The 20020-nt window shown below is 63.5% G+C and carries 16 protein-coding genes; 8 read left to right on the top strand and 8 right to left on the bottom strand.

What is annotated here, in order from left to right; translation table 11 throughout:
* Positions 1–69 precede the first annotated feature (69 nt).
* From DW178_RS08830 to DW178_RS08805, 6 genes are all read left to right on the top strand, one after another.
* Positions 70–798 (top strand): LytR/AlgR family response regulator transcription factor, encoded by a 729-nt coding sequence (locus DW178_RS08830; RefSeq protein ID WP_118350645.1) that lies wholly within the window; start codon positions 70–72, stop codon positions 796–798.
* Positions 799–933: 135 nt separating this feature from the next.
* On the top strand, positions 934–2352 hold the full coding sequence (locus DW178_RS08825) for a DUF512 domain-containing protein (protein ID WP_286168622.1): 1419 nt from the start codon (positions 934–936) through the stop codon (positions 2350–2352).
* A gap of 45 nt (positions 2353–2397) precedes the next feature.
* Positions 2398–3714, top strand: a complete 1317-nt coding sequence (gene der / locus DW178_RS08820; RefSeq protein ID WP_042435995.1) for a ribosome biogenesis GTPase Der — start codon at positions 2398–2400, stop codon at positions 3712–3714.
* Between the two features lie 12 nt (positions 3715–3726).
* Entirely contained in the window at positions 3727–4392 is a 666-nt protein-coding gene (locus tag DW178_RS08815; RefSeq protein WP_118350639.1) for a glycerol-3-phosphate acyltransferase, read from the top strand.
* Between the two features lie 16 nt (positions 4393–4408).
* The gene (locus tag DW178_RS08810) at positions 4409–5410 is read left to right on the top strand and encodes an NAD(P)H-dependent glycerol-3-phosphate dehydrogenase (protein ID WP_118350690.1); all 1002 of its coding nucleotides are present in this window, start codon (positions 4409–4411) and stop codon (positions 5408–5410) included.
* Positions 5411–5577: 167 nt separating this feature from the next.
* Entirely contained in the window at positions 5578–5871 is a 294-nt protein-coding gene (locus tag DW178_RS08805; protein ID WP_158574147.1) for a hypothetical protein, read from the top strand.
* Positions 5872–6052: 181 nt separating this feature from the next.
* Here DW178_RS08805 and DW178_RS08800 read toward each other — a convergent pair whose 3' ends face one another.
* From DW178_RS08800 to DW178_RS08780, 5 genes are all read right to left on the bottom strand, one after another.
* Positions 6053–6688 (bottom strand): TorD/DmsD family molecular chaperone, encoded by a 636-nt coding sequence (locus tag DW178_RS08800; protein WP_118350634.1) that lies wholly within the window; start codon positions 6686–6688, stop codon positions 6053–6055.
* Positions 6689–6752: 64 nt separating this feature from the next.
* Positions 6753–7916, bottom strand: coding sequence for an NrfD/PsrC family molybdoenzyme membrane anchor subunit (gene nrfD / locus DW178_RS08795; protein ID WP_118350632.1), 1164 nt, complete (start codon positions 7914–7916; stop codon positions 6753–6755).
* Between the two features lie 9 nt (positions 7917–7925).
* Positions 7926–8552 carry a sulfate reduction electron transfer complex DsrMKJOP subunit DsrO gene (gene dsrO / locus DW178_RS08790; RefSeq protein WP_118350630.1) on the bottom strand — a complete coding sequence of 209 codons (627 nt, stop codon included), beginning with the start codon at positions 8550–8552 and terminating at the stop codon, positions 7926–7928.
* 3 nt (positions 8553–8555) lie between these two features.
* Positions 8556–11018: a molybdopterin-containing oxidoreductase family protein gene (locus tag DW178_RS08785; RefSeq protein ID WP_158574145.1), complete on the bottom strand. Its 2463-nt coding sequence runs from the start codon at positions 11016–11018 to the stop codon at positions 8556–8558.
* A gap of 208 nt (positions 11019–11226) precedes the next feature.
* A complete protein-coding gene (locus DW178_RS08780; RefSeq protein ID WP_118350626.1) occupies positions 11227–12096 on the bottom strand; it encodes a MarR family winged helix-turn-helix transcriptional regulator in 870 nt (289 codons plus the stop codon).
* 111 nt (positions 12097–12207) lie between these two features.
* Here DW178_RS08780 and DW178_RS08775 point away from each other — a divergent pair, with 111 nt between their 5' ends.
* Positions 12208–12810 carry a MarR family transcriptional regulator gene (locus tag DW178_RS08775; protein WP_158574142.1) on the top strand — a complete coding sequence of 201 codons (603 nt, stop codon included), beginning with the start codon at positions 12208–12210 and terminating at the stop codon, positions 12808–12810.
* A 193-nt stretch (positions 12811–13003) separates the two neighbouring features.
* The gene (locus tag DW178_RS08770) at positions 13004–16501 is read left to right on the top strand and encodes a M6 family metalloprotease domain-containing protein (RefSeq protein WP_118350622.1); all 3498 of its coding nucleotides are present in this window, start codon (positions 13004–13006) and stop codon (positions 16499–16501) included.
* Between the two features lie 291 nt (positions 16502–16792).
* Here the strand turns inward: DW178_RS08770 and DW178_RS08765 are convergent, their stop codons facing one another.
* The 3 genes from DW178_RS08765 to DW178_RS08755 all read right to left on the bottom strand — a co-directional run bounded on the left by DW178_RS08765 (position 16793) and on the right by DW178_RS08755 (position 19618).
* The gene (locus tag DW178_RS08765) at positions 16793–17656 is read right to left on the bottom strand and encodes an Mrp/NBP35 family ATP-binding protein (RefSeq protein WP_118350620.1); all 864 of its coding nucleotides are present in this window, start codon (positions 17654–17656) and stop codon (positions 16793–16795) included.
* A 217-nt stretch (positions 17657–17873) separates the two neighbouring features.
* Positions 17874–18800, bottom strand: coding sequence for a choloylglycine hydrolase (bsh, locus tag DW178_RS08760; RefSeq protein WP_118350618.1), 927 nt, complete (start codon positions 18798–18800; stop codon positions 17874–17876).
* A 452-nt stretch (positions 18801–19252) separates the two neighbouring features.
* Positions 19253–19618 (bottom strand): hypothetical protein, encoded by a 366-nt coding sequence (locus DW178_RS08755; protein WP_118350616.1) that lies wholly within the window; start codon positions 19616–19618, stop codon positions 19253–19255.
* Positions 19619–20020 lie beyond the last annotated feature (402 nt).

Below are 20020 nucleotides of genomic sequence, written 5' to 3'. Positions count from 1 at the left end.
GAAGCATGAACGAAGCCGTCCGGCGCCGCAAAAGAGCCGGCGCGCGAACGCGATGCGGAGGTTGCCACCATGTGCAGGATATTGTTCGTCGAAGATGCCGTGCCCGAGCCTGAGGCGCTGCGCGTGCTCATCGAGCAGCATCCCTGCGCCGGCGCGATCCAGTTGGAGAGCTGCGCGTTTTCTCAGGTGAGCGAGCGCGTCTCCCAAGGTCCGCGCATCGATGCGCTGTTCGCTCCCGTGGATGCCCCCGACGCCTTCCCGGCGTGTGCCTCCGATGAACGCGCCGGCATCGCGCTGGTGCGCGAGCTGCAAGATCGCGGCATCCTTCCGTTGACCGTGTACTGCACCACGCGCGCCGCCTACACCTCGGCGGTCTACGGCACCGACCATCAGTATCTGCTGCTGGCGCCGTATTCGCCTACGGAGGCGCGCAACGCCTTGGACAAGGTGTTCGGCTTGCTCGGCCATCGCGCGGCAAGCCCGCTTGCGTTGCGCAGCGCCGGGACCGTGCACATCGTGGACCCCGCCGACGTGGTGTACGTGAAAAGTATCGGGCGAAAAGTGCTGGTCAGGCTTTCGGATACTCGCGTGCTGGAATCGTATGCGGCGCTGGTCGAGCTTGAGCAGCAGCTGCCCGGCAGCTTCGTGCGCTGCCACAAAAGCTACCTGGCGAACATGGAGCACGTGATCCAAGCCTCTGCCGATGGGCTGGTCATGGACTGCGACGAGGCGGTGCCCATCAGCCAGCGCCAGTACCGCACCGTCCGCGACGCCCTCAGGTCGTTCTCCGCATCGTAGGTCCTCATCCCCAGTTGCGCTGTTTTTCCGCGCCGTGTTCTCGCCGTGCGCCTTGGCGGGTGCGGCATGCTAGCATAATATGCTGCGAAAAATCGACGGCATATGGGCAAGCGGAAGCGGAAAGGCGGTGTTGACGTGGGCATTTATCCTCCTCAGGACGTGGCGAAGCAGGCTGCGCAGTCCGCAGGCCGCCGCAAGCGCCGTGCTCCCGAGCCTCCGAAGGCCGTCATCGAATCCGTGCTGCCCGAAAGCCCTGCTGACGACGCGGGCTTCACCCCGGGCTGCATCATCACCAGCGTGGACGGCCAGCCCGTGCGCGACATGATCGACTGGCGCTGGCTTACCGCCGACGACGTGATCACCCTCGGATACATCGACACCGACGGTGATTCCGGTGAGGTGAAACTTGAGCGCTACGAAGGCGAGGAGTGGGGCTTCGAGTTTTCGGGCGTTGTGTTCGACGGCGTCAAGCTGTGCCGCAACGCCTGCATCTTCTGCTTCATGCGCCAGCTGCCCGACGACATGCGCCCGTCGCTCACGCTGCGTGACGACGACTTCCGCCTCAGCTTCCTGTCCGGAACGTTCGTCACGTTCACCAACTTGTCTGCCGAGGACGAGGCACGCATCATCGAGCAGCACATCAGCCCGCTGCGCGTTTCCCTGCACGCGTCCAACCCCGAGGTTCGCCGGCACATCATCGGCAGGCATGCCCAGCACGGCATCGACGTGATGGACCGCCTGCTTGCCGCCGGCATCGAGTTCCACGCCCAGATCGTGCTCATGCCCGACGAGAACGACGGCGACGCGCTGCGCGAGACGCTCGACTGGGCGTATGCGCGCCCGGGCATCCTGGACATCTGCATCGTGCCGCTGGGCTTCACCAAACACCAGACGTGCTTCACGAAAAGCTTCAACGACCCGGTGGCCGCCCGCGCCGCCATGGATACCATCGTGCCTGCTCAGCAGCGCGCCCTTGCCGAACGCGGCCACCTGTGGGCCTTCGCCGCCGACGAGTTCTACTGCAACGCCTACGGCGACGAGCTGCTGGAGAACCTCCCGCCCACCGAGCACTACGGCGACTTCGGCATGTTCGAGGACGGCGTGGGCATCATCCGCTCGTTCGTGGACGATTGGGAAGCAGCGGAAGAGGCCGGGCTTGACGCGCAAGCCGCGCAGGCGCTGCAGCAGGCGGGCATGCGCGTGCGCTACATCGCCGGCATGGCCACGCCGCATTTCTTCCGCCCGCTGTTCTCGCGCGGCCCGCTTGCCGGGGTGGTTGAGCCGCTGTTCGTGGAGAACCGCTTCTTCGGCGGGAACGTCGACGTCACGGGGCTGTTGTGCAGCTGCGACATCGCCGACGCCATCCGCGCCGACGCCGCCGAGCACCCGGGCTGGACGTACGTGGTCCCCAAGGTCATCTTCAACGACGACGGCGTCACGCTCGATGACGCAACGTTGGAGGATATGGGGAAGGCGGCGGGCGTGCCCGTGAGCGTGGTATCCTGTAACGCGACTGGGTTCTTGCCGGAACTCGTCGAACTGGCGCGCGCATAGCGGCGCCGCAAACGTAGTATTTTCCTCAACCGAAAAGGATTTGATATGGCTCTGCCCATTGTGGCGGTTGTTGGACGGCCGAACGTCGGCAAGTCCACCTTCGTTAACCGCATCGCCCAGGCCGACGAGGCCATCGTGCACGAGATGCGCGGCGTCACCCGCGACCGTTCGTACCACATCGCCGACTGGAACGGCGTGCCGTTCAAGCTCATCGACACGGGCGGCATCGAGATGGGCGACGACGACGCGTTCCAAAGCTCCATTCGCACGCAGGCGTTCGCCGGCGTGAACGAGGCCGACGTCATCGTCTTCATCGTCGACGGCCGCACCGGCATCAACGCCGACGACGAGGAGGTGGCGCGCGTGCTGCGCAAGACCTCCAAGCCGGTGTATCTGGTGGTGAACAAGATGGACAACCCCGACACCATGGACCAGGTTTGGGAGTTCTACCAGCTGGGCCTGGGCGATCCGTGGTCGGTCTCCTCGCTGCACGGCAACGGCACGGGCGACCTGCTCGATGCCGTGGTCGAGGACCTGAAGAAGGTCGAGACGGCCGACGACGAGGAAGAGGACGGCGGTATCAACATCGCCATCATCGGCCGCCCCAACGCCGGCAAGTCCTCGCTGACCAACCGTCTGACCTCGGATGATCGTTCCATCGTGTCCAACGTTGCCGGCACCACGCGCGATGCCATCGACACCGTCATCGAGCACGACGGCCAGCGCTACACCATCGTCGACACCGCTGGTCTGCGCCAGAAGAGCAAGATCGACGAGGACGTGGAGTACTACGGCTTCGTGCGCGCCATGCGCGCCATCGACCGCGCCGACGTGGCGATCCTGGTCATCGACGGCTCCATCGGCCTGACCGACCAGGACCAGCGCGTGGCCGGCTTCGCCGCCGACCGCCAGTGCGCCATGGTCATCGTGCTGAACAAGTGGGACCTGGTGGAGGGCCCCGACGCCAAGGCCGAGGTTCGCGAGAAGATCACCGACCGCATGACCTTCGTGGGCTATGCCCCCGTTGTGGCCACCTGCGCGCTCACGGGCAAATCCGTCCATCGCATCTGGGAAGCCGTTGACGTTGCGTACGAGAACTTCTGCAAGAGCATTCCCACCAACCAGCTCAACGTCTGGCTGGGCGAGATTCGCGAGGGCGGCCACACCGTTTCGAAGGGCAAGGCCATCCTGCGCATGAAGTACGTCACCCAAACGGCAACGTGCCCGCCGCAGTTCACGTTCTTCGTGAACCGCCCCGACCTGGTCAACGACAACTACGAGCGCTTCCTAGAGAATCGTCTGCGAAAGTCGTTTGACCTGACGGGCACGCCCATCCGCATGAAGTTTAAGAAAAAAGATTAGGGAAGATCCGCTGTGGAACTGCTGGGAGCATTAGGGGTTTTCGTCGTCTCTTTCCTGTTGGGGTCCATCCCTTGGGGCGTCATCATTTCGAAGGTGTTCTATCACACCGACATCCGCGAGCACGGCTCGGGCAACATCGGCACCACCAACGCCATGCGCACCATGGGCAAGGTGGGCGGCAGCGCCGTGTTCGTGTTGGATTTCGGCAAGGGCATCGCATCGGGCCTGATTGCAGCTGCGGCTGCTGTCATGTTCGGCGGCGGCATGTCGCTGTCGGGCCATGTGATCGGCTACGACGACTTCGTCACGGTGGCCTTCTTGGGCTGCGTATGGGGGCACATTTTCAGCCCCTGGCTGGGATTCAGGGGCGGTAAGGGCATCGCCGTGGCCGTGGGCTGCCTGTTCGTGACGTTTGGCTGGCAGGGCGCGTGCCTTGAGCTGGCCATCTTCGCCGTGCTGGTGCTTGCCACCAAGTACGTGTCGGTGGGTTCCATCGCCGCCGCGGGGGCGTGCCCGCTGTTCGCCGCGTACTACTTCTTGTATGCCACGTTCGCGCCCGCAGCGTGGGTGTGCACCACGGTTGCCGCGCTGACGGTGGTTTGGGCGCATCGCGGTAACATCGAGCGCCTGCGCGCAGGCAACGAGCGCCGTATCGGGCAAAAGGATAAGGAAGCGTAAGAAAGTGGACGACGACATGAAGGTTGCAGTCATCGGCGCCGGTTCGTGGGGAACCGCGTTGGCGCAGACGCTGGCCCTCAATGGGCATAACGTAAGCCTGTGGGCGCGCAAGGATTCGGTGGTGCACGGTATCAACCACGAGCACGTCAACCCGCGCTACCTTTCGGATGCGAAGCTGTCCAACAACATCGTGGCCACCACCTCGTACCGTGACGCGCTGCATCGCGCGAAGGCCGCCGTCATCGTGACGCCCTCGAACCTGTTGCGTGGTGTGGCGCGCGTGCTGTCCGATGTGGTGGACGATCAGTTCCCGATCATCATCTGCTCGAAGGGCGTGGAGGCCGAAAGCGGCTACTTGCCCGTGGGCGTGTTCGAATCCGAGTTGGGCAACAGGGATCGTCTGGCGGTGCTTTCGGGCCCCAACCATGCCGAGGAGGTCATCAAGGCCAAGCCGGCGGGCACCGTGATCGCGTCGTCGGGTCAGGATACGGCGGTGCTGTTCCGCGACCTGTTCGCCTCGCCGACGTTCCGCACCTACACCAGCGACGACGTCACGGGCGTGGAGTTGTGCGCCGCGTTCAAGAACGTCATCGCCATTGCCGTGGGCGTGGCGTATGGCTTGGGCTATGGCGACAACACGGCAGCCATGCTCATGACGCGCGGCTTGGCCGAGATGAGCCGCCTGACGGTGAAGTGCGGCGGGCAGGCCATCACGTGCATGGGCCTGGCCGGTGCGGGTGACTTGATCGCCACGTGCACCTCCGAGCATTCGCGCAACCGTTCGTTCGGCGTGGAGCTGGCGCAGGGTGGCACGCTTGATGGGTATCGTGAGCGTACGCATATGGTGGTGGAAGGCGCGCTGGCGTGCAAAACGATGAAGACGCTGTCGGACGCCTACGATGTCGAGCTGCCCATCACCGACGTGGTGCGTAGCGTGGTGTGGGAAGGCGCCGACCCGAAAGCGGCAGCAAAGGACCTGTTCGCAAGGCCCTTAACGACGGAGTTTTACGGACTGTAGGATTGACCTGGGAAAACAGAAGACGCCAAGCCTGGATGCGGCTTGGCGTCTTTTTTGTTGCCGAGCTTGTGGGTGACGGTGAGCTTGCAACCATATCATGAGAAGGTCGATGCTACGGTTTTGCGCTTTTCGCCGTTGCGGTGGCAACAAGCAGGCAAAGGAGCGCATTGAGAGCGAATGCGAGCAGCTGCATGCCGTTTGCCAACGAGGACAGGCTGCATCTTGCGCCGATGACGCCTGCAAGCATGGTCAGCGGGTACAAGAAAGCGCAACTTGAGGGCAAGATGATGCTTGCTGCACACCCTTGCCGAGCATTCGTCGCCAGGCATCCAAGTGCCGCCAATACGGTGGTGCAAGCGAACGGCATGCCCATTTCAATGGGTCTCATGACTGCGAGTGCGCAGGTCATAATCGCGATCGATGCCGGGATGGAGCTGGGATGCCGGTATCTTCGCAAATGAACACCGAACGCCAACGCAAATAGCGGTGCGCACAGTGCTGCATGTAAGCCGTACCTGTTGGGAAAACTCAGGGCGATTCCCCTTGTCGCCATGGCTATTGCGAACAGAGCCGCGGTAAGGGCTGCCGTTCGGGCGGCGCGGCTGGCGCATCGGTTCTTCTTCGGGGGAGTCGATTCCGGCTTCACGACCGCGCTCCCTTGGGCTCAAGGGATTCGTTGACGGATGCGGCGACCTCGGATAGGTCGCGGAACAGCGGTGCGTAGAAGGGCTCGTCCCTCGCGATCACCGCAGCGCACAGCCGTTCCAGCCATAGGCCCAGGTGATCTTGCCAGAAACGCTTCGCACCCCCGACTTCGCCGCTTTTCACCAGCAACGAGAAAAACCCCAGCTCGTAGGCTATATGGTCGGCGGGCTCGTGCAGCGCTTCCGGCTCCATGCCATGAGCGCGGTAGCATTCCCGCACGGTCCTGCAGGTGTCGTTGGCGTACAGCAGCGCCTTGTCGTCAGACGTCCAGGCGGATTCGTAGGGGGAAACCTTCGGGCGGGGCATGTTGAGAAACGTGTTGGTGTACGAGCATCGCAGCTGGTGAAAGATGTCGTCGGGCGATTTGTGCGGGAATGCCGAGCCCGCTATCGCCCCGGCTTCCGTGGCGTTCTCGCCCAACACTTGCCGAATCGCACGGCTCCAGGCTTGCGCGAACGTTCCGTCGGCTACCGCTGCGGCGAAGCGCCTGTCGGGGTATGTCATCGCAAGCGAAGCCAGCTCGAAAGCGTCGGCGGAGGTTTCGAGCCCGATGGCGTTGCGTTCGTTTAGCATGTCCGCTCCTTTTCCACCGGTGCCCCGTCTGCGCGGCTGCGCAGACGGGGCACCGATTCGGTTGCTAGGCGTTTTCTTTCGTCGTCGTTTGGTCGGTGCCGGTCGGCGCCAGAGCTCGGGCTATCACGAACAGCGCCACGAAGATGCCGATACCGCCAAGCGCCAGCAGCGTCGACGTAGCGGTGATGCCCGTTGCTGCGTTTGCCGCGCTTGCGGCTGCCATCATCCCTTCTGTTGAAGGTTCGGGGGCTAGCGGCACGGCAAACCCCGACTCGATGAAGTACAGGCGCTTCGCGCATACCGCCAACACGATAAGCGCACCGGCTGCGATGGTCGTGTTGCGCCCGCGGCCTTCGCCGTCGTTTCGTAGGCAGCTTCGTCGCGCCGTCAGGGCCAAGATGATCGCGGCTATCGACGCTGCCACTTCGAACCAGAACAGCCCCGCCATGTTGCCGAACACGAGCGCTTGGGAAATCGTAAGCTCAGCGCCTGCCCCATGGTAGAAACCGAGCGCCACTTCCGTGACGGCGAAGAATGCGTCCAACCCTGCCAGCGCAGCCATGGCGCCGAGCGCCCAGGCGTCGGTTTCCGGGCGCTGCCCGCACAGCGCGGCCAGGATCATCGTCAGCGCCAGGCCCGACGATACGGCCGATACGATGAACCACGGCAGCATCACCGACGATGCCCATGCTTCGCGAGAGGTGTTGAATTCGAAGATCCAGGCATCCACGAACAGCAGGAACAGCGAAGCGGCTATCACGAACGCAGCAGGCCCGCGCAGGGCGCGGCCGAAGCGCAGCGCCAGCAAGAACACCGCATCGGCCACCATGAACAGCGGCAGGGCGATCATGTCCCAGGACAGCAGCGAGCGCACGTTGAATCCCGTGAGCATGCTCATGATGTTCGGGAAATTCCCCAGGTCGGACATGATATAGAAGACGCCGCCGATGCTAGCGGCCAGGCCGGCTGCGCATGACAACCCGCAGACGCGTCGCAGCCCCGGCAGGTTCAGCAGCACCGAGCAAGCTCCTACAAGCGAACTGCCCGTCGCCAGCCCGATGAAGGTGATGAACAGCGCCATCGATGAACCCCAGGGCGCGCTGCTGGCAAGCCCCATGTCGCTTTCGGGCGTGACGCCCTCGATGATCCAGGCCGCCATGCCCGCCACGGCGGCGGCAACGGCCACGGCCAGCACCGCGAGCGTCTTCTTGCTCCTCAACGTTTCCATAGCGCACCTCTATTTCAGGAAATACACGGACGGGTGTGTGCCCTGATCGGGCATCAGCTGATAGTAGTCGCGCGTGGCGATAAGGCGCGACACCTCGGAGTCGGGATCGGCGAAATCGCCGAAATAGCGTGCTCGCGCCGGGCAATCGTGCACGCACGCCGGTTCGAGTCCTGCGTCCACGCGGTGGTAACACAGGCTGCACTTGTCGACCGTGCCCTTGCGGTGCTCCTGGATGCCCGTGCCGCCGACGGCGTGCGATACGTCGTAGGTCGGTTCGTCCCAGTTGAAATTGCGCACGCCTTCGTAGGGGCAGGCCACCATGCAGTAACGGCATCCGATGCAGCGGTCGGTCTGCATCATGACGATGCCGTCCTCGCGCACGTGCGTGGCCCCGGTCGGGCACACTTTCGCGCACGGCGCGTTGTCGCAGTGCTGGCACGAGAACGTGAAGAAATCCATACGCACCTGCGGGAACTGGCCCGACGGCGTGTCGGCGTGGCTTCCTCCGATGGTTTTCGCCTTGTTCCACCACACGCCACGAGGAAGGTTGTTCTCGAACTTGCATGCCATGGCGCACGTTTGGCACCCGATGCAGCGGGCGGTGTCGATCACCATGCCCAGTCTCTGTTTCGCCATGGCCTATTCCTCCTCCCACTTGCGCACGTCGGCAAGCGTTTCATAAAACGAGTTGTTCACGGTGAACGGGTCGAAGTGCCCGCCCGTGACTTCCTGATAGCCGCCGCGCTTGTGCTGGTTTCGCTGCCAGCCCTTCGGCGTGGAGATCACGCCCGGGCGGATCCCCTCGGAAAGGATGCAGCGCGCCACGTAGCCGCCGCGGTCGTTGAACACTTCCACGTAGTCGCCGTCGGCGATACCGCGCGCTTGCGCGTCCTGCGGGTTGAGGTACGTCGTGGGCTCGGGGTCCATTTCCCGCAGCGCCGGAACGTTGAACCACTGGCCGTGCACGCGGTAACGGGCCTTCGGCGTGATGACCACAAGCGGGTACTTCTTGGCAAGCGGGTTTTCAGGCCATGCCTCGGCAGGTTCTTCCCACTGCGGCAGGTGCGCGTGGTCGACGTCGAGCTCTTGGCCGTAGTCGTTGCGGGCGGCGGGATTTTCCACGTAGAACTCGGCGCGGTCTGACGGCGTGTTGAACTTCTGCCCTTCGAACATGATGTCGAGCCCGGGCACCTTGATGACGCCCTTCTCCTTCAAGTTGGCGAACGTCAGGCCGCATTCGCGCCCAAGCGGCGTGTCGAACAGCAGGTCGCAGGCTTCCTCGTCGCTCATGGGCATGAACTGATCCCCGATGCCCATCGCATCGGCAAGCAAGCGCAATATCTCGGTGTCGGATTTCGCTTCGAACAGCGGGTCGACGGCTTTGTCGGAATGCTGCATATAGGGGTGCTGGGCGAAGAACAGGGCCACGAGCTCTTCTTCCTCGTAGTAGTTCGGCGTCGGCAGCACGATGTCGGAGTAGCGCACCGTGTCGTTGAAGGTGACGTCTTGCGTGACGATGAGCTCGATGTTGGGAAGCACCTGTTCGCGCAGCACGTTGTGGTTGACGGTGTTGGACAGCGCGTTGGAATTCGAGAAGTGCAGCGCCTTGATGGGGAAGTCCTCGCCGTGGAACTTGCCGGTGGCAATGACCTCGGGCAGGACGAGCGTGGGGATACCGCCGGGGATTTTCGCCAGGTCGGCACGCAGCCAGGCGTCGTTGACCGCGATGCCGACATGCACGGGGAACCCAAACGAGCAGCCCGACTTTCCGATGTTGCCGGTGATGGATGCCAGCGTTGCCAGGGCGTGGCCGAACACGCCGCCGTTGACGTAGCAGCCGTTGCCGAAACCGTGCAGGTTGCTCACCAGCTCGCCGGCCTGCAGATGCGCTAGCTCCACCACGGTGTTGGCGGCGACGTCGGTAAGCTCCTCGACACGTTCGGGCGGGTACTTCGCCAACTCGTCGCGCAGCATGTCCCAGGCGGTGCGCAGCTCAAGACCGTCATGGGAGCGGTCGCCGCTTAGGGCGGGCGTCTTCGCCTCGGTGACGGGGACGATTTCGCCGCGGGCCTCGTCGAACACCGCTGCGGGGTCGCCTTCCAGGGCAAGGCCCAGGTCGCTTGCGCGCAAGAACTTGCCCGTCTGCTGGTTCACGAGAAACGGGGCGCAGGACTTGTCGCGCAAGAAGGTTTCGTTCTCCAGGCCTTCCTCGACGATGACGTGCGCCATGCCCAGCACCAGCGCCAGGTCGGAACCGGGGCGGATCGGCACGTAGGCGTGCGCCTTCGAGGCGGCGGTAGTGAACACGGGGTCGACCACTACGAGTTTCGTTCCGCCCTCGAGCGCATCGGCAAGGAAATGCCATGCTTGGATATTCGCTTCAGTGATGTTGTAACCCCAGAGGAAGATGGTCTTGGAGTTCTTCCAGTCGCTCGGGTCGTTTGACGACGGACCGTTCCAGTCGTTTGCGCCGAACACCTGGCCGGTGCCGTGATCGATGCCCATATCGGTGTTGTAGTCGATGTACGTGCCGCCGAGCAGGTTCGTGAAACGCGTGATGGTCGGCCAGCAGTTTAACAGCGACACATCGCCGCCCGAATGGTGGAAAGCAAGCGCCTGCGAGCCATAGCGGGCGATGATGTCCTTCCACTTCGTTGCGATAGTGTCGATGGCCTCTTCCCAGGTGATGCGCTCCCATTTGTCCTCGCCGCGCTCGCCTGCGCGCCGCATCGGGTACTTGATGCGGTCGGGGTCGTAGATGCGCTGCAAGCTGGTGATACCGCGCAGGCAGATGCGGTCGTAGCGGGAATCGGGAAAGCTCGCGCGTTCGGACTTGACCACAAGCCCGTCGCGCACGGTGACCTTGTGGCGGCAAAATCCGTGGCAGTTGGGGCGGCAGACGCATTCGAACGTGCGTTCTTCGGCAGCTTCGGCGGCTTGCGCCTCGCCGTACGTGCCGAACAGGTCGGCGGCGCCGCCAAGCGATGCCGCGCCGAGGGCTGCGGTTGCGCCGACGAACGCGCGGCGGCTGATGCTCGGCGCATTGGATGAGCTTGCGCCCGTCTCGTCGGATTGGCGGGCGGTCGGATTCGGTTGTTTCAACGTGATCCCCCTTCGTTTAGTGCGATGAAGGGGAATGGCCATTCCCGTTGCCGTTACCGCTTGCGGCGCTGTGCGCGACGTCGCTTTGCTTACGCTCAAGCTTAGCCATGGTCGAGGCGGTAACGTTGCTCCTGTAGTATGCCAATCGGCGGCAGACAAGAAAACAATCGATTTCATATTCGGCAAAAGCCTGATGAAAGTGGAGAATCTACCTGCCTGGAGATGGGGCGCTGCGATAGAGGTCCATAGCGTTTTCCATGGCATGGGCCGTCATGCGGCGACAGAGAGCTTGCAAATCGGCAAGTGGGCCGTCGGCTTTCGGAGAGCGATGCTGGGTGGGCGGTTCGCATGCGTCGAATATGAGCTCGATCTTCTGACGGCCCGCCGGTGAGAGGGCGAAGGTGCCGTCCTTTTCGATCATCAGCCCCTTGTCGCGTGCCATCATGACGTTGGCGGCGTAGTCGTTGGTGGCGAACATGTTGCGATCGCGGTACAGCGGGTGATTCGGCTGCGGCCCGAACTCGTGGGTGATGATGAGCATATGCAGCTCGGAAAACGACAGCCAAAACCGTGCACCGAAATCGCGATAAGCCTGCCAGAGGCCGAGCAGCGCGCAAAGCGAGCGCAGCGTGATGGGTGCTTCGTCGCCGACCGGCCAGGCTGCAGGTCCGGTTCGCTGGAACGGCTCGATGGTTTTCACCAGCTCGATCACGCCTTCTTGATCGGTGCGCCAGAAATCGCTTGCAACGGTTACGAGCAGTCGGTTGAGCAGCACGGCTTTGCGGCGGCCCGATGCCGTCGCCGTGAACCCGGGAAGGCGCCGATCGAGCGGTGAGCGGGTGCGGACGAGCAGCCCTTGCGCTCGGCATTCGTCGGCGGCGGCGAGCAGCTGGGCGGATTCTACGCTGAGCGCTCGGGCAAGCTCTTTGGGCGTGGCGACGTGCTCAAACGCCGCGTCGAGCAGCATGAGGTATTCCTCGAGTGTTAAGTCCCCGCTTGCCATGAGGGTGTTTCGCGCTAGCATATGCGTGTAATACAGCACGTCCATGACCTCGCCGGACAGCAGGGCTTTTCGCATATCGGCCGCCTTTCTCAGCATTGGGGGAATCAGTTGAGCTCAAACCGTATCATAGCGCCCGTTGGGCGGCGTGCGGGTTTTTCCGCGGGATGGGGAGAGGGTTGTCGTGATTTGACGACGGCTTTGGGGCGAGGAAGCGGGCAAGATGGCCTTACCGGTTTGGAATCGCTGTGCGCGCTCGAGCGTGCGGCGCGAGGTGCGGGCATGCCGGCGATCGATGCGCTCGTCCTATTGTTGCTGGAGCGTGGCAACGGGGCGATGGAGCGAGGGAAATTGATTGCTGAGCTTGGGCTCGATAGCGTTTCGTGCACGCGTTCGCTCAATCGTCTTGAGGAGGGCGGGTGCGTTTTCCGTTCTTGCGGCGTCGATCGGCGCACGCTGGTCGTCGAGCTGCTTGATGGGGGCTGGGACGTTTGCGAGGATTTGTCGGCCGTGTTCGCGGATGGCGCCGATGAGGATGTTGCGATCTCGGTCGAGGCGAACGGCGGCCATCGCCTGCTTTCCGAGGCGATCTTGGCGAGCCGTGGTCTTTCCCGTATGCAGCGGGACCTGCGCATCACCCGAACCCAGGCACTTGCCTTGCTGGTTGCGCAACGCTGGGGCTTGAACACCCGCGCCGCATCGTCGGCGACGCGCATCGCCGAGCTTTCGGGGATTCCCAGGACGACGGCTCGAAGCGCATTGCGGGCGCTGCAAAAGCGCGGGCTCTTATAGGCTTGTGAGCTTTATTCTTGTTCGCTGCTTTTCCGTCTGTGCGACCACTCGTTTTGTTGCCCAAGGCTTGAGCGGGCATTGCTAGGGTCTGCTCGGCTGCCCGCGCCGCCGCGTTCGTTATACTGATGTCGCGCCGTCAGCCGTTGCCGATGGCGCGTTGCCTGTCGGCCTTACCCCGTGCGAAAGGAACCGCATGAGTGATTTCCCCATACCCTTCGACGTTATCGTGCGGAGGGCGAAACTGACGATTGCGGCCACGCTGGTCGCTACCGCCATGGCGATCACCTGCGCAAGCATGCCCGATCGGGCATTTGCCGACGAAGGTGGCGTCGTCGATGGAACCTCGCCGTGCGTTCCCACCGAGCAGCAGATCGAAGCCTATCGTGCCGACGGCTCGCTTGACGAGCGCGTGCAGGCCGCCGAGCGCCTTGGCCACGAGCGGCCGTCCGTCGGTCTGACGCAGCAGGCCCTTGCACGGCAAGCGGCAGCTCTCGGCTCGTATGCCGGCGCGTCCCCGATGCGATCCGCGGTCCCGTCGACTTGGAAAAGCGGCATGGCCACGGTCGGCGCCGGACACGTGCTGGCGTTGCGCGTGTCGTTCCCGGACTATTCCTTCGCCGACGACGATACGCTTGAAGCGCTCGATGCGCTCATCAACGGCGGCGGCAGGTCGGGCTTCCCTTACGAAAGCCTGCATGCGTACTATGAGCGCGCAAGCTACGGCAAGTTGGACATATCGGGCACTGCTGTGGATTATCAGGCGAAGCACGAGCGCAGCTACTATCAGGGCGATATCAACACGCTGTTCGTGGAAGCGCTCGATGCGCTTGATGAGACTCTTGACCTTTCGCAGTTCGACGCCAATGACGACGGCTACCTCGACTGTGTGTACATCCATTTCGCCGGCCCTGACTCGGGATGGGGTAGCACCTGGTGGAGCCAGGAGTGGACGGTGCAGCAGCAGGCCTCGCCCGAGGTATGCGAGCGTTCCTGGGACGGTAGGCGCCTGTGGAACGCGTGCCTGCTGGCCGAGAACTGCACCGGGGACATGGCGGCTTCCACGCTCATCCATGAAACGGGCCATGTGCTTGGCCTTCCCGACCTGTATAGCTATCGAAGGACCTCGGCGGATTCGACCGAGCGTTCCGGGTGCCTGACGTTCGACCTGATGGACAATAACACCGGCGATACCAACGCCTTCTTCAAATGGATGCTCGGTTGGGTCGACGAGGGCAAGGTCGTGCGCGTGGTCGCGAACGCCGGCGGCGTCGATGTGCTGCGCAATGGTGTGCTGGAGCACTATGACGGGCACTCGCTTGATCAGGTGCTTTCCGCCTTTACGGGGTCTGATCTGCAGGAATGCGGCGGGTTTATCGCCGTATCGGATTCCGAGGATCTGCTGGACCCGGAAAAGGGCCTGTTCTCGTCGTATTATCTGCTGCAATACGATCGCTATGCCGGCAACCAGTCGGTAGTATACAAACGCGGGGGCCAGGATGTCCCCCTGCCGTCGGGCTTCAGGCTTTTCCGCGTGCAGGCGGCGCTTTCCCAAGAAGGGGACGACTATCTGTACAAGAACACCACCGGCACGCCCGGCAACCAGCTTATCGAGCTGGTCGACCCCGATATGGACGAAGCCCACGCCTCCGGGGTAGGCTATGCGCCTGCCGCCGTCACGGGCACCGGCTACGGGTGCATGCTCCGCGACGGCCACGAGGTGTCGCCGACGACGTATCCCTCCACGAACTTCGGCGAAAGCATCGGCGGCGGCTTCACGGGCTTGACGTTCTCGGTCGGCGAATGCGGTGAGGGCTCCGGCGCCGTGACCGTCTCCTGGTCGGACGCCGCTAAGCCCGTTCCCCTCGAGTTCTCCCTTTCGTTGAAGCCGACGACGCTGCTGAATTGGGGTCCGGTGTGCTTCACCATGTCGTACCCGGCGCTTTGCAAGGCCTATGAGACTGGAGCGTTCCCGTACCTTGAGATAGACGGGAAGCGCGTCCTTTCCATTACCGATGCAAGCGGCGAAACCGTTTCCATGGATTACAAGCTCAACCCCGGCGAGGTGTCCCCGACCAGCGCCTGCGAGGCGGTGTTTCCCGCGGGGTGTTTCCTGTTGGGCGTGGCCGGCGGGCAGGAGGTGTATTCCGAGGAGATCCGCGTGCCGTTCTCCCCGTCTGGCCTGACCGGTTTCGGCGCACACGGCTTCTATGAGCTGGAAACGGACCCGGTGGTCGAGAACGTCGGCATCTCGTCGGTGCTCACGCGCGGCGACGGATCGCATTGCTTTATGCGCGCGGTCGGCGAAGACCTGTATCTGGAAACCTTCGACGAGGACGACCCGTCAAAGGTGGACGAGGCGATGATCGAGGGGGCGGTGCTGCCTACGTATCCGCTGACCAGCACGGTGCTGCGCTGTGCCATGCTGTCCGATGACCGCTGCCTGGTGACGGCGTCGTTCGAGTACGGCGAAGCTTCCGGCTTGGCCCGCGCCTATCTGGTGGACCTGGGCACGCGTCAGGTGATTCGCGAGGCGTCTCTAAGCCGCTACACCGGGCTGTTTCGCGCCATGGCGGTGGGGGATGCGCCCGTTGTGGGCTCGTATGCGTATCAGTTCGGGCTTGGGGACGGTTATGTGCTGGCATCGGCGTTCGCGGGCGCCGATGCGGCCGCGCAAGCCGCCGGCGACGCGTCATCGAGCGGCGAAGGCATGCTTTGGACGCGGGCGGGGAATGTCTACGATGCGGGCAACGGGCTGATCGCCGCGGTGTTTTCCGAAAACGGCGCCTACAATCCCGATGGGCCGAGCCATACGATCCGCCTGTATGACGCAGAAGCGGTTGAGGAATGTTTGGCCGCTGCGCCGGCCGAGCTGGACCTTGATACGGTCGAGGATTTCACCGAAAGCTTGGAACCGGTGCGCACCTGCGAATTGGGCGGATATCAGGTCATCTGCGACGTGGAGGCCCGCGAGGATTCCGTTTACGTGCTGGCGTCGGGCCGCGTGGATGCCGATGGGAACCAAGATGATGCGCTTCGCGAGGGCGCTGTCATGAAGTTCGACCTTGCCGGTAAGCAAATAGCTTACCGTGCGCTTGTCCCGGTCAGTTCCTTCGCGTCGACCTATACGGACCTGGTCATCGGAGAGCAGGGTGCCGTGGCGGCAACGCGTATCGCCATCGGGGAGAAGGGCGCGTTCGAGCCCCAGGAGACGCACCTGTTCGATTCTTCGTTGAACGATGTGGGCTCTTATGACTTCGTCGGGAACTCGACCGGCGGTTGGGTAGACGGGCGTTGGGTGGCGCTTGGCTGGGATAGCTCCAGGTTCGGCAATCCCACCGCCGCCGGGGCCCCGCCTGCGGGCGGCGTTGCGCAGGGCAAGGCGGCTGCCACGTCTTCTGGCGCTGGGGGTTCGGCCGACGGCGCCGGTGAGCAGGTGCCTGTTGAGCCCAGTGACGAGCATATTCGGGTCGGTTATGCGGTAACCGGGGTGCTGGATGTCGATCCCGATTCCGATTCCGGGGATCCGGGCGATCACCACGATGATTCGAAGGGTTCAGGCAATTTGGATGATTCGCGCAAGCTGGGCGGTTTCTCTCCGGAAACCGGTGATAATGCGCCCATCATCCCGCCGGCAGTCGCCGCCGTTGCCGCCCTTGTCGCGGCGATAGCGGCACGTCGACGCAGCCGTTAGCCGGTAAGCCGGTTGGCGGGTTGCAGCTAGGTGGTTTGCCGGATCGGTTACCGGCTTGCACCGGTTGATTCGGCATCGGGCGGGGCCCGTCTGCAACGGAAGCCGTTGGCTTTGGTCGCGATATGGGCCCGCCGGCGCGGCCGTTGGCCCGCCAACCGTTTCCGTTCGGGTTTGCCGAGTCGGCGCTGCTTTGCACCGACGGTTGCCTAACGGCCGCCCGTTGCAAAGAAAGCCCGCGAACCTTAAAGGGTTCGCGGGCTTTCTTGATTGAAGCGTTTGGGGCGGAAGCCGTTATTCGGCTGCTTTCTCGTCCTGCTTTTCGCCGGCTTCGACGATCTTGTCGATGATGACGTCCAGCTTGCCTTCCACGTCGTAGTCCTCGACCTTGCCTTCATCGCACAGGCGCGCGAACTTCGGGTCGATGGGCAGGGTGGTGTAGGCGGGGATGTTGTAGCGCTCGGCAACCTCGGCGCCCTGCGGCTCGCCGAAGATGTGGTGTTTCTTGCCGCAGTCGTCGCACTTGAAGTAGGCCATGTTCTCCACCAGGCCCAGCACCTCGACGTCCATGTCATGCGCAAGGTTGACCGCCTTGCCCACGATCATGGCAACCAGCTCCTGCGGGGCCGACACGGTGACAATGCCGTCGACGGGCAGCGACTGGAACACGGTCAGCAGCACGTCGGAGGTTCCCGGAGGCATGTCGACGAACAGGTAGTCGATGTCGCCCCAGTTCGTCTCGCTCCAGAACTGGCGGATGGCGTTGGACACGACCGGGCCGCGCCATGCCACGGGCAGGTCGCCCTTCGGAAGCATGAGGTTGGTGGACATGACCTTGATGCCCGTTTGGGTTTGACCGGGCAGGATGCCGTCAGCGTCGGCGGTCAGCGGGTTGGTGATGCCGAAGGTCTTCGGGATGGAGGGGCCGGTGATGTCGGCGTCCAGGATGCCGACCTTGTTGCCGCGCTTATTCATTTCGCTGGCAAGCAGGCTGGTGACCAGGGACTTGCCGACGCCGCCCTTGCCGGAGACAACGCCGATGACGTGCTTGACGTTGCTGCGCTTGTTCGTTTCAAGCTTGGTGGGGCCGGCAGCGGTGCGCTCGCCGCATCCCGAAACACCGCAGCTGCCGCACTCGTGCGAGCACTCTTCTGCCATGATTCCTTCTTTCTTATTGTGCTCCCAGATGCCCGGGAGCGTCACTCGTCCTGAAGGGATGATAGCACAACGCGTCCACACGGCAGCCAATTAGCACCTGCTACGTGACATTTGCCGGACACTTCGGGTCGGACACTTCGGACGCTTTGGGGACGTAGCACTAACTGTCAGCTTGTAAGGTGATGGGCGCCTTGCTCGGTTCGCCTTGTCGCTTCGTCTAATGCGCCTGCTGGACTTCGGTGCCGTCCATGTCGAAATCGGCGAATGCGGCGGTGGCGTAGGCGGCGTTCTCATAGGTGTTGAAGTAGTAGCGGCCCTCGCGTGCGGAATAGGCGCTGGTGAACACGGTGAACTCGTTCGCGCCGTCGTTCATCTGCGCGCTTCCCTCCACCATGGCCACGCCGCCGAGCGTGCGGAACACGCGCGCCACGTTGCCGCGCTCGGTGTCCTTCGGCGCATGGTGTGCGTTCAAGTATGCCGCGCGCACGAAGCGCGACGGGGAGTACACGTCGCCGGGCAGCCCGCGCATGCCTGCGCCCGCACCGTAGGGCGTCAATGTCGCGTTTCCCCAGGTCACGGAGCTTGGTGCGCTGGGGGTCACGTTCATGTAGCTGCGCAGGTTCTCCAGATGCCATGCAAGGCCCGGCTGATTGGCCAGCACGTCGGCGGGGTCGCGCATCACCTGCAGGCCGTCGGCGGTCGACTCCACCACGATGCAACCGCTGGCATCGGCGATGATCCAGTGAAGCAGGGCGATGGGGAAGTCGCCGAAGCCCTTGTTCACCAGCGTGATGCTCGCCAGCGCTGCCTCGACGTCATCAACGTTGTCGAAGTTCGAGGTGACCCACAAGGGGAACTCGTACGGGGCCACGGCTGCGGTTCCCGGGCATGCATCGTCGGGGAAGTAGGCGTAGCCGGGGAAGTTCAGACCTGCGATGGCTAGGCCGTTCTCGTTGGCGCAGTCGAAATACAGCGGAAACCCTTCCGATGCGATGGCCATGCCCAGCACTGCGCGATGCCCCGTGTTCGCGGGGTGGTTGCGCGGCGTGAACGTGATGGTCTCGCCGTAGCCGTACGCCCAGTCCAGATTGCGGCCGAAATATAGGTTTCCGTCAGAATCGGTGAATCGAATCGCCGTGCACATACGTGCCTCCGTTCAATGTTGACGTGCGGGTTTGCGCCTGCGTTTGCTCTTTCGGGGCGTTTTGCCCCTGCTAGAAAGGAATAGTACGCCTGCGGCAGCGGGTTGCAATGGGGAAAGCCCGGGCGTTGCCTTCGCGTTGCGAAGCCGTTGAGCGGAGGTTGGCGCGGCATGCGGGCAAAGGAAGCGAATGGCTCGGGCATCGCACAAGGCGATGCGGCTGTTACGTTGCGAAGCCGTTGAGCGGGGGTGCGTGCAGCTCGTAGGGCGGGAATCGCGACGCGGAATGTTCGCTCTGCCGTAAAACGGTGCGCGGAAGGATGATATCGAGAAGGACTTGGGGCTAAGAGAGAACAGCCCGCGCATCGCACAAGGCGATATGCGGGCTATGGGGTTCGTAGAGGGGCTGATGGGAGGGAAAGGCTAAGGAGCGGCGAAACCCGCCGCCCCTTGCGCTATTTCCCGTTGCGGATCTTCTTGATTCCACCGGCGGCAATGGCGGCCCCGGCGCCGATGGCGAGCACGCCGGGCCCGGGCAATATAAGCATGGGCACGCCCACCGCCATGACGGCGGCGCCGGCGACGGTTTGGGCTGCGCCTGTCAGGCGCGATGCGGCAGCGGCAGCATCGCCTTGATTGCGAACGGGATTGCCGCGACCGTCGACGAACGTGGTATGCAGCGGCTGGTTATCCATCTTCCCGACGCGCTTGCCGAACGAGGGCGGCATGAAGGGCTCCGCAGCAGCTTGGGCCGCAGCGACGGAGCCGCGCGCCGCGTCAACGGGGGTCACGTCGATGATGGGATGTTTCGAGAACGCCATGAGCTGCTCCTTATGCGTAGCGCCGCACGGGGCGGCGCGGGTAATCGTTGTGCGGGACGGGCCTAGCAGCCACGTTCCGCTATCCGTAGGGTATCGCGTCGCGAGTGCCGCGGGCCCGCGTATGCCGACGCTGTCACCAACGCGTAACGAGTTCGCCATATGTATTACCCAGTGTTCTTCGAGGTCCGTCTGCTCCACGGCGCTATAGCTTGCAGGTGGCCTCTCAGTGCGCATTGTCTCGGTCCCCCGTTTTCCTTTCCGCCTAGTGCTTCGAGTCGCCGTTTGCCCCCCGTTCCCGTCGCAGCGTCCCGGCTTGCTGTCTGACCGGTTTCCCACAAAGCTCGGTATCCTTGCTGCTCGAAGCTCCTATGTATGTCAACTTGCTTTTTTCGCCTGAGATTT

The sequence above is a fragment of the Eggerthella sp. AM16-19 genome, from assembly GCF_003474385.1.
Classification (GTDB): Bacteria; Actinomycetota; Coriobacteriia; order Coriobacteriales; family Eggerthellaceae; genus Senegalimassilia.
This window is presented reverse-complemented; position numbering and strand designations above follow the sequence as displayed.